The organism is Embleya sp. L77 (assembly GCF_055557415.1).
Genome location: NZ_CM145709.1, coordinates 1,530,065 through 1,543,011, shown reverse-complemented (window position 1 = coordinate 1,543,011; position 12,947 = coordinate 1,530,065). Strand labels below are relative to the sequence as shown.

Sequence of the window (12,947 nt, the reverse complement as noted above, 5' to 3'; positions counted from 1 at the left end):
CGATCTGATTGGATCCGTTCGGGCGATGTCGGCCCGATCGGTCGTGATGGTGTCGGCGAATCCGGGCGCATCCCGGTCGGGAGGCCTCGGTGCTGTTGGAGGACGAGCGTCGCGAACTGTGCGATTTCGGACGCCGGATCGTCGAGTGCGGCCTGGTGGTCGGTGCCTCGGGCAACCTGAGCGTGCGCCGCGGCCCGCTGATCGCGATCACCCCCTCCGGCGCCCCGCTGGAGCGCATCACGCCGGCGGAGTGCGCGGTCGTGGACCTGTCGGGGGCGGTCGTGGAGGGCACGCGGGCGCCGTCCTCCGAGACGCCGATGCACCTCGCGCTGTACGAGAGCGACCCGCGCGCCGGGGCCGTGGTGCACACCCACGCGGTGTTCGGCGCGGTGGTGGCGACGACCCTGCCGGTGTTGCCGGCGATCCACTACAACGTGCTGCTGCTCGGCGGCCACGATGTGCGGGTCGCCCCGTACGCGACCTATGGCACCCCGGAGCTGGCGGACTCGGTGCGAGCGGCGCTCGCGGGTGGCCGAAGCGGGGCGCTGCTGGCCAACCACGGGGGCGTGACCCTGGGACGGGATCTGATCGAGGCGTACGACCGCACCAGGATCCTGGAGTGGCTGTGTGAGGTCTACGTGCGCTCACTCACCGTGGGTACGCCCAACGTGCTGACCGCCGCCGAATTGGCGGCGGTCGAACAACGGATGGCGTAGACCGGCGATCCGTACGGGCCGGGCCGCGGCGTACCCCGGCCCGGCCGTCGGTCAGCGCTTGACGTCGATCACGATCCGGCTCGGATTGGTCAGAACCGACGTGACCACCTGCTGGACGTTGCTCTTGTAGCCGATGCCGACCTTGAGCTTGCCCTCGAAGTCGCACGTGACCGCGTACCCGGTGAGCGAGGGCATGTTGGTCACCACGGTGCGCGGGCCGGTGTAGGTCGCATTGCCGTTGTCGTCGTGAGCGGCGCTCGCGATGTCCAACTCGACGTACTCGGCGCTGTTCGGGAAGCTGACCGGCTTCCCGCTGGCGCACTGTTCCAGGCCACTGGTGCCGGTGACGCCGTAGGCGGGCACGCCGGCGGAGAAGTCGAGGACCACACGGTCGAAAGTCGCGTGTTGCCCGGTGCGGATGTTGGTCAGGTACGTGGTGCCGGCGGCCTGGGCGGTGCCCGACAACACGGTGGTGGCGGCGATGCCGACGACGGCGGCGACGCCGAGTGCGGAGCGGACGAGATGGCGACGGGGGACGGATACAACAGCCATGACAGCCTCCGAATGAGCCGATATATACAGCGACGAAACGTTTCGCACTCTGGTTCCGAGATGGGCGATGTCGATCTTCAATGCACTCTTTCGAGGTAAATCCACGCCCGTTCGCCCGCACTTCGCCCCTTCATGAGCAACCCTGGACACACGTCGGAACCGGGGCACGGATTCGACGAACGGGGAAGTTCTCATGAATCGCATGCGACGTCGCCTTGTCTGCGCGCTGGCCCTGACCACGAGCCTGTTGACCGCCGTGGGGGCGCCGAGCGCCTCCGCCGGATCGGCTGCGGCAGCCTCGTGCGCCCCCGGGCAGGTGTGCTTCTGGACCGAGCCGGGCTTTGCGGGTGCGCCGGCGGCGACCTTCGAACTGAGCGGCGCCAACGTCGAGCAGTGCGTGTCATTGCCCGCCGGGGTCGACGCACTGTCCTTCGCGAACCGCATGGATCGCTACGTGACGATGTATCAGAGCAGGGAGTGCGCCACGGAAGGGGACTTCAGCACATATCCGGGCGAGGGAGTCTTCGTGCCCGACGTTCCCTTCACGGTGCGGGCCTTCCAGATCTGGGAGAAGCCGTGACGGTGGTGACGGCAGACGATCGTCATCTCTGGGCTCCCGAATAGCCCGAGAAATCGAAGGACGCGACGATCCGGTCGACCGTCGCGTCCAGACTCGGCGGCATCGCGAAGGTCTCGATGGAGACCTTCGTGACCGGCAACCACCACACCCGAGGGTGGTACGTCGAGCCGTTGTCGCAACCGGCCGACCAGCGCCGGTAGTCGGCGGTCTTGGGCCCGACCGGGCGGAACCCGCGTTCGACGATCGTCGAGGACGTGGTCATCGCGGTGCCGCGGGGTATTGCCCCGCGGCACCAGGCGTCGCCCTGCCAGACCCAGCCGGATCCGGATTCGAGGTCCAGCGTCCGTCCCCACTCGTCACCGGGCGGATCGGGCAGGCGGATCTCCACACCGTCCACCGCGCAGCCGTCACCGGGGCGGCCCAGGAGCGTGGCGGGCGGCAGCACACACATCACGTGGGGGCCATCCGCGCCCTGCTCGACCGTCCAGCCCGCGGGCACGACGAACGTGATGCCCTGGAGGCTGCGCCGGGTCTCACCGGCCGCACTCGGAGGTACCGCCGGAGGCCGCGCCCCGGGGATGGTGGGCGAGGCCGAGGCAGGAGGTGTGGCGCCTGCCGGTGAGGTGCCTGCGGGTGAGGCGGCAGTCGAGACGGTGGTGCCGCCCGCGGCGGTCTTCGTGGTCGGCAAACCCGTCTTGCGGGCAGCGGCCGGTGCGTCGTCGTGGACCAGATTCGGCACGGCCACCGCAGTACCGACGGCCAGCAGGCAGGCCGCCACTGCCGCGACGATCGGCCCGGCACGACCGCGACTGCGGGGCTCGGGCGGGGGCGGTAGGGCGGGAGGGAGGTGGTGCGCCGAGGGATGGGCCGCAGGTGCTAACGGCGGCGGAGGCGTCGCGTGGAACGTGTGCACGGATTGCGCACGTGTGGACGACAGCGGCGGGGGATCGGCGAGCGGTCCCGGCGACGGTGGGGAGGCGGACGGGCGGGCCGACGCGGGCGTCCCCTCGGTTGGGCCACCGATGGGGGCCTGATGCGCCGGGAGCATCGTGGTGACGGCTTCCGGGAGCCAGGCATCGGGGGCCGCGTGCGCGTCGACGCCGAGTTCCTGGAGATAGGTCAACACCTGCGCGGCGGGCGGGCGGTCCGCAGGGTCCTTGGCCAGACAGGACTGGATCAGGCCGCGCAACTCGCTGGGGACGCCGTCCAGATCCGGCTCGCCGTGGACCACGCGATACACGACCGCCTCCACCCGGCCGCCGCCGAACGGCGGGCGACCCGTCGACGCGTGGACCAGCACGCCGCCGAGGGCGAACACGTCGCCGGCCGGTCCCACTTCCCCGTCGAGGGCCTGCTCGGGGGCGAGGTAGCCGGGAGAGCCGATGGTGCTGCCGGTGCGGGTAAGCGCGGTTTGCTCACCCATCCGCGAGATGCCGAAGTCGATCACGCGCGGACCGTCCTGGGCCAGCAGCACGTTGGAGGGCTTCAGATCGCGGTGCACGACCCCGGCGGTGTGAAGCGCGGCCAGAGCCTCGGCGAGGCCACCGGCCAGCACGCGCACGGCCTCGGCGGGCAGCGGACCCTGCTCGGCGACCGCGGCGTGCAGCGACGGCCCGGGTATGTAGGCGGTGGACAGCCACGGCTCGTCCGCGTCCGCATCGGCGTCCAGGACCGGCGCGGTGAAGAAGCCCTGCACCCGCCTGGCGACGTCGATCTCGCGCCGGAACCTGGCCCGGAAGTCGGGGTCCTGGGCCAGTTCGGCATGAATGACCTTGACCGCGACCGGCCGCCCGCCGGGCGAACGGCCGAGGTAGACGCGCCCCATGCCGCCGGCGCCGAGCCGACCATGGATCGAGTACGGCCCGATCCGAGTCGGGTCCCCTGCCTGAAGCTCGCGCATCGATTCCCCCTGAGTCGATGAGTGCCCACGCCCCCGGGCGCCGGACCGCCGTCAGTGCGGCACGCGCGTCACGAGGTCGAGCAGATCCTGCCGGCGCAGACCGGCGTTCGGGTCCCAAGCCCGCAAAAACGCCGCCGCGTGGACGCGATGGTCCCGAGCGCGGTCGAGCGCCGGTGCCTGCACCGGCTCGCCTTCGCCCGCGGGTGCGCACGCGGGGTCGGATTCGCATCCGCGCGCCGGTCCGGTCTCGGCGTGCTCCCACGCGACCTGGAACAAAGCAGCGACCGTGTCGGGTTCGAGGCGGCGGTCGTCCCGCAGCGATGCCCCCATGTACCGAAAGGCCGCGAGGAACGCGGCGGCCGTCGGCTCGCGGTCCGCCGACAGGGCCTGGATCCGCTCTGCCGCGGCGCCCGGTGTCGGACAGGTCGGGGTAGGCGGCCCCGCCACCCGGTACAGCTGCTTGTGCGGCATTCCGGCCTCGATTACCAAGCGGCCGGCGATCGCAGCCATACGATCGGCACAGCCCCGGATCCGGAAACGAGCGCTGGTGTCGTCCCGGCGCCACAGCTCCCACTCGTTCATGCGAGACAGTGTCCCTCGTTCGAGTGATCGCCGGGCGGGGCAACGTAACACTCCGCTCCAATACATCGCATGACGACGATGGCATCGACCGCCGCCGAACAGACCCGAATCTCCGCGCGATCGACGACGCGCCCCGAATTGGAGGTCGCGGTGGACGCGGCCCTGGAACGGCTGATGCTCGCCGGATCCGTGCGGTCGGCGTTCGGGCCGCCGCGCCGGACCGCGATCGAGGCTCGCGCGACCACCGAGCCCGAGGCGTGGGTGCGCTGGTGGCGCCGCTTCGAACCGGCCAGGGAACGGCGCGATCTGTCGGCCATACGCGGCATGATCCTGGGCCTGATGGCCGGCTACGGCCTCGCCCGGTTGATCGCAGGCATTCCCGAACGCAGCCTCACCCGGCGCGTTTGCGACGTCGTGGTCGTCCTGAATCGACTCAACGGCCAGGGCGAGCACGACCTGGTCCTCGACCTGGCAGGGCTCGCGTTGCGCCGACTGGAAACCGACGAAGCGCTCGCCGGCAATCCCAACCACTGGGCCTGGGATGCGGCGGAAGACCTGCGCGACCTGTCAGCCGGCCTCGGACAGCTTGTGTTCGGTGGCCGCTGACCCGGCCGTGAGGTGCTTCGGCCCCCGACGCAACGGGATCTCCCGCAACATCAACGCCAGCACGAAGCCGAGAACCGCGATCGGGACGGCCGCCAGGAACACCGCGTCGAGAGCGTCGGCGAATCCGACCAACGTCGCCTCCCGTTGCGCCGGCGGCAATGCGTCGATCGCCTTCCGGGTGACCCCCATGCCGGTCTCGCCTGCACCGCTGCCCCCGACTCCGTCCGCCAGCCCGTGTGCGAACACCGCACCGAGCACGGCCGCGCCCAGGGCCGAACCGATCGAGCGGGCGAACGAATTCAGGCCGGTGGCCACGCCGATGTCCGACTGCTCGACCGAATTCTGCACCGCGAGTGTGGTCACCGGTCCGATCGTGCCGAGCCCGAAGCCCAGCACCATCAGCCCGATCAGCAGATGCCAGTACGGGCTGTCCGTGCCCAGCAGGGACAACACCACGAGTCCGGCCGCGGCGAGCAGCGTGCCGATCACGGGAAAGCGCTTGTACTTGCCGATCCGCGAGATCAACCGACCCGACAGCGTCGAGCACACCATCATCGAGAGCATCATCGGCGCAAGCAGCAACCCCGATTCGGTCGGACCGTGACCGCGCACGATCTGTTGGTAGATCGGCAGGAACGTGCTCATCCCGAGAGTCAGACAGCCGGTGACCATCGTCAGCGGACACGCCACCCGCACGATCGTGTTGCGCGAGAGCAGCCGCAAGGGAATCAACGGGTCGGCTGCACGCCGTTCGACCCATACGAAACCGGCGAGCATGCCGACCGCCGTCACCGCCAGCACCAGGCTCGGTGCGGAGATCCAGGCGAACTGTGTCCCGCCCCAACTCGTGAACAGGATCAGGGCACTGGTCCCGCAGGTAAGCAGAGCGAGACCGGAGCCGTCGAACGGCCGCTTGACGTAGGCCTTGCGCGGCAGTCTGAGCACCACGGACGTGACCATCAGCGCCACCGCACCCAGGGGGATGTTCACGTAGAACACCCATCGCCACGACAGCGCCTCCGTGAAGAAGCCGCCGATCAGCGGCCCGCACACGGTCGAGAACGCGACCGTGGACGCGATGAAGCCCTGGTAGCGACCACGTTCCGCGGGCGGCACCAGGTCGCCGATGATCGCCTGCGCGTTGCTCATGAGCCCGCCTGCGCCGAGCCCCTGGACCGCCCGGAAGGCAATCAGCGCGCCCATCGACTGCGCGGTGCCGCACAACATCGAGCCTGCGAGGAACACCACGATGGCGAACTGGAACAGCCGCTTGCGGCCGTGCACGTCACCGAGCTTTCCGTACAGCGGGATCGAGACGGCCGTGGCGAGGGTGTACGCGGTGGTCACCCACGCCAGGTGTTCGAGCCCGCCGAGGTCGGCAACGATCGTCGGCATCGCCGTCGAGACGATGGTCGCGTCGAGCGATGCCAGCATGACGCCGAGCATCAACCCGCAGAAGACCAGCAAGATCTGGCGGTGCGTCAGAGTATGTGGGGCGGCGGACCCCGCCCCCGAATCCTTCACATCGCTAAAAGCTAGGCTTGGTAATGAACCATGTCAATGATCATCAACCGGCCGGTCCTGCGATGCTCATCGGCGCGGCCCGCCTACGCGGCACCGCTGCGCAGCTGCGCCACCACGCCGTCCACGCCCTCGCTGCGCAGCCGCTCGACCACGCGCACGCCATCGAGGCGGGTCTTCATGTCCTGCGGGGTCAGCCCCCGCTCCAGGCACAGGGCCGCCAGCTTGTACTCGGTGGGCAGGATGCCGGCGGTCAGCCAGGCCAACACCTGAGCTGCCGTCATGTCCAACTGGGTCCAACTCGTCGCCATCGCGTGCCGCTGCTCGGGCGTGGTCCGGGGGTCGATCTGCTTGATGACGCGACCGATGTCGAGAACGCGCGTAGCGTCTCGATTGGGTGCCGCCGTGGGGGCCGGCGCCGGGATGACCGCACGCGGCACCGACTGCGCCTGACGGCGCTGCTGCTGCGGGGGCTGGTGTTGTCGATTGGACCGGGACGGCGTCTCCGAGCTGCGCCGACGAGGCCGCCGACCGTCGAGAAGGTTGGCCAGCATGGCCTGTTCGACGGCATCGAGATCTTCCACCACAGGTAGTCACCCTTCTGGAATCCGCGCCGTGCACAATCCGGTCATTCGCAGAGGAATGCCGCTGTTCGGCGCTCACAATCACACGCCGGGAGGGACGTGGACTGCGATGGTCTTGCCCATGTCGACCTTCACTCACACACGCGACCGATCATCGAATCGTAGCGATATGACGAATCGTCAACCGTGCGCCCGCAAGCGCGCCGGTCAGTACGCTGAGGCGCGGTGCCGAAAGGGGTGACATGGGAACGGGATACGAGCGATCCTGCTGGTTCACCCTGCCCGCCCAACCGGCCTCGGTCGCCCAGGCCCGACGGGCTCTCGCAGACCATCTGACCTACTGGGGACTGCCCTACGGGCACGACCTGGGCTACGCCCTCAAGCTGGTCGCCTCCGAATTGATCACCAACTCCGTCGAACACGCGGCCGTACTCTCGCCGGAGGTCTCGGTGACCTGTACGGTGCACGACGGCTGGCTGTGGTTGGGAGTACGCGACCGCCACCCCTACCGTCCGGTCGCCCTGTTGGAAACGGTCGACGACACCTCCGGCCGAGGCCTGCTGATCGTGCGCAACATCGTCACCGAACTCGGCGGCCAGATCCACATCGAGGCGCACCCGGACGGCAAGACCCTGTGGGTGATCCTGCCGTGGCCGGTCGCCTGAACTCCGCCCTGCCCATGGCTTCCCGATATCTCCCCGCTTCGCGCTCCGTCGCCTTCCCGATTGAAGGACCGGCGAATCTCGGGGTGCGCTGTCGGTCCGTCATCGATCTCGGTTCACCGATGAGCCGCCCCGGCAAGGTCCGAGAGCCCCGGATGCGCGGTCGCCCACGCCGCCGCGCGACATCGACAACCGCGGCCTGTACGAGAGTGGAACGCACGTGCGAGCGATCCCGTCGGTCGACGTTCAGGCGGCGCAAGAACCTCGCTTCGTCGGCCGAGCAACCCGTGGTCGAGCGCGTGACCGGAGGCGAGACGTCGCACGGTTCAAGCCTCGACACCTACGACATCGGGGCGTTCGTATCGTAACCGCAGGCGGACGGACCGTGCCGACGATCAGCGGAACGGGGGGATTACGGCGCCCATATTCGGCACCAGTACCCCGATCCATCGGAAATGGCGCAAACTCCTTGTGGGTGCGGGATGTACACCCTGCCCAGGCTCGATTGCCCGCATCGACGATCACCACCGGCCGACGGACCCGTCACGGTCTGCTCGTCACGACCGCGCGTCCTCATCCGGGGAACGCGAAACCGCACCGGAACCGCCGTGTCCGGTCCCTGACATCGCTCTTATGGAGGCGTTCGTACCGTGGTGACGGCCGCCCACGGCGGCTCGGCAACGACATCGCGGCAACGGGGCGATTTTGCAGATGCGTTGGTGACCGCCAACATCTCGGATCATGACAAGGGGTTGCCATCACGCAAAGCCCGCACACGGGAGCCCGATGCGGGACATGATTCTGATAACCGGCGGATTGCCGTACGGTGAACGTCCCTCGGAGCGGCGGTGAATGGGCCGCGTCCACGATTCGAACCGTAGCCCGACCCACGGCCGTGCAGACCAGGGGAGGTACGTACCGCACATGTCGACATCCGCGGAGGCGCTTCCGGAGCCGGCGCGACCGGGCAGCCCTCGAAAGCCCACTCCGGGCCCGGCCGGGGACGAACCCTCGCCCCCGCGAGCCCATCCGACCCATCTCGAACCCGAACACCCGCGCCCCGGCGCGGTACTCGGCGCCGCGCGACACATCGGCCCCGGCGAGTCCGTACCGAGCGACCCACTGCTCGACCCCGTGCCCGCGCGTGCCGCCGACCACGCGGCCATCGAGAACCTGCTGCGTTGCCGCATCCGCGAAAGCGGCACGGTGGTACCGGCGGACGGTCCTTTACGGCTTCCGCTGCCGGCGACCGCCAGCACCGTCGTCGCGCCGATCCTGTACCGCTCGGAGACGGGCATGCACCGCTTCGGGCCGGTCCGACTGAGCAGCGGCGTCGCACTCGACGCAACCACGCTGGCCGTGCTGCTTGCGATCGAGGCGGCGCACGGGCGGGTCGGCTCGATCACCGCGATCGCCGACATGACCGACCGGGTGATCGACTCGACCCGGAGGATCGCACACCACGTCGCCGAGCGCCGCAAGTCGCCCGAGGACAGTCCCGGAACCACGCCGTTCCTGTGCACCGAACAGTCGATCGTGCTCGGCCACCCGATGCACCCCTCGCCGGCGTCCCGCCAAGGCATGTACGGACCCTCGTCGCCGCGCTACTCGCCGGAACTGCGCGGTTCGTTCCCACTGCACTGGTTCGCCGTCGACCCCTCTGTCGCGATTCACGACGGCGACCTGGGTCGTCCCGTACCGGTCGTGCTCGCCGGGCTTGCCGAAGGTGACGTGAGCCTGCCACCGGGCATGGTCGCGCTGCCGGCGCACCCGTGGCAGGCCCGCGACGTGCTGGGCAGGCCCGGTGTCGCCGCCCTCCTGGAGCGGGGCCTGCTTCGCGACCTCGGCCCGGGTGGGCCCGCGTGGTCCGCGACCTCCTCGCTGCGCACCGTGTACCGCACCGGGGCGCCCGTCATGCTCAAGACCTCGCTGGGCGTGGAGATCACCAACTCCCGCCGGGAGAACCACCGCAGCGAACTGCGCCGGGGTCTGGCCGTGCACCGCATGCTCGACGCCGGCCTCAAGCGCGTCATGCACTCCGCCCACCCCGGCTTCGACGTGCTGCGCGATCTCGGTTGGATCGCCGTCGACATCCCTGGTGGTCGTGGCGAGTCGGGGCTCGAACTCGTGGTGCGGGACAACCCGTTCGGCCCGCGAGACCGTGTGCACTGCATCGCCGGGCTGGCCGCGCCGCGCCCGGACCTGCCGCGGGGCAGGTCGATGCTCGCCGAGGTGTTGTACACGCTCGCGGCGCGCACCGCGACGCCGCTGCGGGAGACCGCCGAATCGTGGTTCCGTCGCTACCTCGACGTACTGGTCGCACCGATTCTGTGGCTGCACGGCGAATATGGTCTGGGGCTCGAGGCGCACCAACAGAACACCCTGGTCGTGCTGGACACGGACGGCCGTCCGATCGGCGGGCGCTACCGCGGCAATCAGGGCTACTACTTCTCGGCCGAACGGGGTGCGCGGCTGGCCCGTTGGCTCCCCGGCGCGGGTCGGGACCTGGGCACGTGGTGCCCGGACCACGTGATCGACGAACGGCTCGGCTACTACCTCGCGATCAACAACGTCTTGGGTCTTGTCGGCGCGATGGGCGCGCAAGGGCTGGCCGACGAAAAGGCGATGATCGCGATCTTCCGCGACCGGCTCGTCCGCACGCGCGCGGATCACCCTGCCGGGCGCCCGCTCATGGACCGCCTCCTCGACGGTGCCACACTGCGGTGCAAGGCCAATCTGCTCACCCGCGTCGCGGGTCTCGACGAACTCGAAGTCCCGTTGGAGACCCAGTCCGTCTACGTCGACATCCCCAACCCGATTGCGGACGTGCGCGGCTGAGCGGTTCTCGTACCACCACAGAGGAGACGGCACGGTGCGCGCGAACGTCACGGTCCTGGCGCTGCACCGGTACGAAGGCGAACCCCTGGAGTACGAGGACGCGGTCTGGATCGGTGACGGGGCCGGACGCGGGTTCCTGCCGCCTGCCGGACCCGCGTGCAGGCGCGCCCGAGTGGACCGGCCGGGCGCGCTTCGGGTCGCTCTCGCGGACGGCGCCGCGGAAAGCCTGCTTGCGCGGCGCTGGGCCGAACTCCTGGTGCGGGCCTGCGGCGCGGCGCCCACTCCCCTCCTGTGCGGGGGGACGGGCTTCGCCGACGTGTTGGGGCGCGCCGCGGACCGGTGGCCCGAGCTGACCAAGCGGTACCTGGTCGAGCGGGATCGACGCGGGATGCCCGTACAGCCGTACGAACTGCGCAAGTTGGCGCGCGGAGCGCATGCCTCGGCGGTACTCGCCGCGCACCTCGCGCCGCATCCGTGGCTGTCCGGACGGGGCCAATGGGCGGCCGCGGTGCTCGGTGACGCTTATCTCTTCCAGGTCCGCGGCGACCGGCTCTGGCGGGTGTTTCCCACCTCCCGACGGCCCGATGTCGCGACCAGCAACGGCGCGGACCCCGCGGCGGTGGCACGGCGGGTGCGCTGCGCGCGCGGTACCTGGACCGATCGCGACCTGCTGTACGTCGCCAACGACACGGCCGGCGCGTGGTTCCTGCGCACCGCGCTGGCAGGCGGGCGCCCCTGGGAGGAACTCCGCGAGCCCGCGGCGGGCAGTCCGCGCGAACTCGCCCGGTGGGCGGCCGCGCGACGGCGGGCGGGCATCCTCGACAAGGGAGACCTCACGCTCGTGCGCATCGATCCGATGATCGGTCCGGCGCGAACGCCTGGGGACGGGGGTGGGGACCAGACCCCCGCGCGAAGCCACCCGCGCGCGTTCCCCTCTCCGACGGCGAGCACCGAGCGGCCGTGAGGGCGCGGCCGGGTCACCGAAGGGGTGGGACCGGCCGCCGACGGTCCCACCCCTTCAGGCGATCAGCAGGCGCCCTGGTCCTCCCACACGCCCCACTGGCCGGTCGTGGCCGGTGCCTCGCCGCGCGTCCACCACTTGGCACGCCACGTATGGTTGTTCCACACGACGGTGTCGCCGTTCGTGTACGTCATCGACTCGGTCCACGGTTTGGCCGCAGCGCACTTGGTGTGCAGCGGGACGTTCATCTCCTTCACCCACTGGTTGCGCCGGAAGTCGCGGGCCTTGATCGTCACCCGGTCGTTGGCGACCTCGACCTGGAGCCCGCTGTTCTCCAACCCGCTCAGCGCGCTCTCGCCGCCCGAGCCGTTGTCGGTCCACTGGGTCTGAACGGCGCCCGTGTTGACGACGGTGAAGCCTTCGAGGTTGCCGGTTCCCGGGACGACCTTGCGCACGGCCCAGTCGGACAGGTTCAGGTCCCAGTGCGTGTGCGAGGTGAACAGTACGGCGTCCTTGTGGGCGCCCAGGATGTTCATGATCCGGTCGGCCTGGAGGTAGTCCGACTTGTAGAGCTTGTTGCGCGTGCCCGAGACCGTGTCCGGCAGGACGTGGTGCGAGAACACGAACGTCGGCTTGCCCCGCGCCTCCCAGTAGTTCATCCGCTGCTCGAGCCAGGTCAGCTGCTCGTCGCTGAACCACACCTCGTCCCATTTGGTAGGGTCGGTGTACTTCATGTACTTCTCGGTGCCGAGGAACAGCATCGGGACACCGTCGACGACGCGCTCGTAGTAGACCTTGTCGAGACCGGTGAAGTCGTAGAAGTTCTGGAAGAGCGACTGCTCGGTGGTGCCGTTCGGCCAGGTCTCCTGACACAGCTTGTCCGGATTGCAGTACTTGGGCACGTAGAACTCGTGGTTGCCGATCGTGAAGAACGTGTTCGTCGGGTGCGGACGCGTGTTCAGGACCTGCTTCACCTGGTCGTACTCGGACTTGTAGCCGCGCGGGGTGATGTCGCCGTTGACGACGAGCGCGCCGCTGTTCGGGTTGATCGCCTTCATCTGGTCGAGCGCGCGGCCGAAGTCCGCGAGGTCTCCCTGCACGTCACTGATGACGTTGAAGGACACCTTGGTGGGCGCGGAGGCGGGGGCGGCGTTCACCGGGGCGGAGGCGTGGGACGCAGCGGGGCGGCTCTCGGCGTAGGCGGCGCCTGCGCCTGCCGTCAGGGCGAGCGCGGCGCACACGGCTGCGACGCGCCGGTGTTTGCGGAAGTCGGGCATGGCGATCCTCGGGAGGGAGGGGGTCTGGGGACCCACCCATCACACCGGTTGGTCCCGACCGCCCGGCAGCTCGCAATGATCATGAGGGTGTCGAACGGCTGAAGATTGTCCACGAATCCGGCAAAGCGAGCCTCAAGTCGTCCACAAGGGTCGAGTTGTCCACAGATG

At 69.6% G+C, this 12,947-nt stretch carries 12 protein-coding genes; 6 read left to right on the top strand and 6 right to left on the bottom strand.

Features of this window, described 5'->3' with window-relative positions; all coding sequences use genetic code 11:
* Positions 1-89: 89 nt before the first annotated feature.
* Entirely contained in the window at positions 90-716 is a 627-nt protein-coding gene (locus tag ACZOOI_RS06225) for a class II aldolase/adducin family protein (RefSeq protein ID WP_465279811.1), read from the top strand.
* Positions 717-767: 51 nt separating this feature from the next.
* Here the strand turns inward: ACZOOI_RS06225 and ACZOOI_RS06220 are convergent, their stop codons facing one another.
* Entirely contained in the window at positions 768-1,268 is a 501-nt protein-coding gene (locus ACZOOI_RS06220) for an AMIN-like domain-containing (lipo)protein (protein WP_465279810.1), read from the bottom strand.
* Positions 1,269-1,470: 202 nt separating this feature from the next.
* Here ACZOOI_RS06220 and ACZOOI_RS06215 point away from each other — a divergent pair, with 202 nt between their 5' ends.
* Complete coding sequence (locus tag ACZOOI_RS06215) at positions 1,471-1,848, top strand: peptidase inhibitor family I36 protein (RefSeq protein WP_465279809.1); 378 nt, start codon at positions 1,471-1,473, stop codon at positions 1,846-1,848.
* Positions 1,849-1,870: 22 nt separating this feature from the next.
* Here ACZOOI_RS06215 and ACZOOI_RS06210 read toward each other — a convergent pair whose 3' ends face one another.
* Together ACZOOI_RS06210 and ACZOOI_RS06205 are read right to left on the bottom strand one after the other, a co-directional pair.
* Positions 1,871-3,748 carry a protein kinase domain-containing protein gene (locus ACZOOI_RS06210; RefSeq protein WP_465279808.1) on the bottom strand — a complete coding sequence of 626 codons (1,878 nt, stop codon included), beginning with the start codon at positions 3,746-3,748 and terminating at the stop codon, positions 1,871-1,873.
* 51 nt (positions 3,749-3,799) lie between these two features.
* Positions 3,800-4,258 (bottom strand): hypothetical protein, encoded by a 459-nt coding sequence (locus ACZOOI_RS06205; RefSeq protein WP_465279807.1) that lies wholly within the window; start codon positions 4,256-4,258, stop codon positions 3,800-3,802.
* Positions 4,259-4,408: 150 nt separating this feature from the next.
* Here ACZOOI_RS06205 and ACZOOI_RS06200 point away from each other — a divergent pair, with 150 nt between their 5' ends.
* On the top strand, positions 4,409-4,936 hold the full coding sequence (locus tag ACZOOI_RS06200) for a hypothetical protein (RefSeq protein ID WP_465279806.1): 528 nt from the start codon (positions 4,409-4,411) through the stop codon (positions 4,934-4,936).
* Here the strand turns inward: ACZOOI_RS06200 and ACZOOI_RS06195 are convergent.
* Both ACZOOI_RS06195 and ACZOOI_RS06190 read right to left on the bottom strand, forming a co-directional pair.
* Complete coding sequence (locus ACZOOI_RS06195) at positions 4,898-6,460, bottom strand: MDR family MFS transporter (RefSeq protein WP_465279805.1); 1,563 nt, start codon at positions 6,458-6,460, stop codon at positions 4,898-4,900. The two genes, ACZOOI_RS06200 and ACZOOI_RS06195, sit on opposite strands and share 39 nt — an antisense overlap.
* 83 nt (positions 6,461-6,543) lie before the next feature.
* A complete protein-coding gene (locus ACZOOI_RS06190) occupies positions 6,544-7,041 on the bottom strand; it encodes a hypothetical protein (RefSeq protein WP_465279804.1) in 498 nt (165 codons plus the stop codon).
* A gap of 242 nt (positions 7,042-7,283) precedes the next feature.
* Here ACZOOI_RS06190 and ACZOOI_RS06185 point away from each other — a divergent pair, with 242 nt between their 5' ends.
* The 3 genes from ACZOOI_RS06185 (at position 7,284) to ACZOOI_RS06175 (ending at position 11,505) form a co-directional block, all read left to right on the top strand.
* A complete protein-coding gene (locus ACZOOI_RS06185; protein ID WP_355529513.1) occupies positions 7,284-7,706 on the top strand; it encodes an ATP-binding protein in 423 nt (140 codons plus the stop codon).
* A 921-nt stretch (positions 7,707-8,627) separates the two neighbouring features.
* A complete protein-coding gene (locus tag ACZOOI_RS06180) occupies positions 8,628-10,541 on the top strand; it encodes an IucA/IucC family protein (protein ID WP_465279803.1) in 1,914 nt (637 codons plus the stop codon).
* A gap of 34 nt (positions 10,542-10,575) precedes the next feature.
* Positions 10,576-11,505: a hypothetical protein gene (locus ACZOOI_RS06175; protein ID WP_465279802.1), complete on the top strand. Its 930-nt coding sequence runs from the start codon at positions 10,576-10,578 to the stop codon at positions 11,503-11,505.
* A 62-nt stretch (positions 11,506-11,567) separates the two neighbouring features.
* On the opposite strand, the gene ACZOOI_RS06170 is transcribed toward ACZOOI_RS06175, so the two are convergent.
* Complete coding sequence (locus ACZOOI_RS06170; RefSeq protein WP_465279801.1) at positions 11,568-12,779, bottom strand: DUF4073 domain-containing protein; 1,212 nt, start codon at positions 12,777-12,779, stop codon at positions 11,568-11,570.
* Positions 12,780-12,947: the final 168 nt, after the last annotated feature.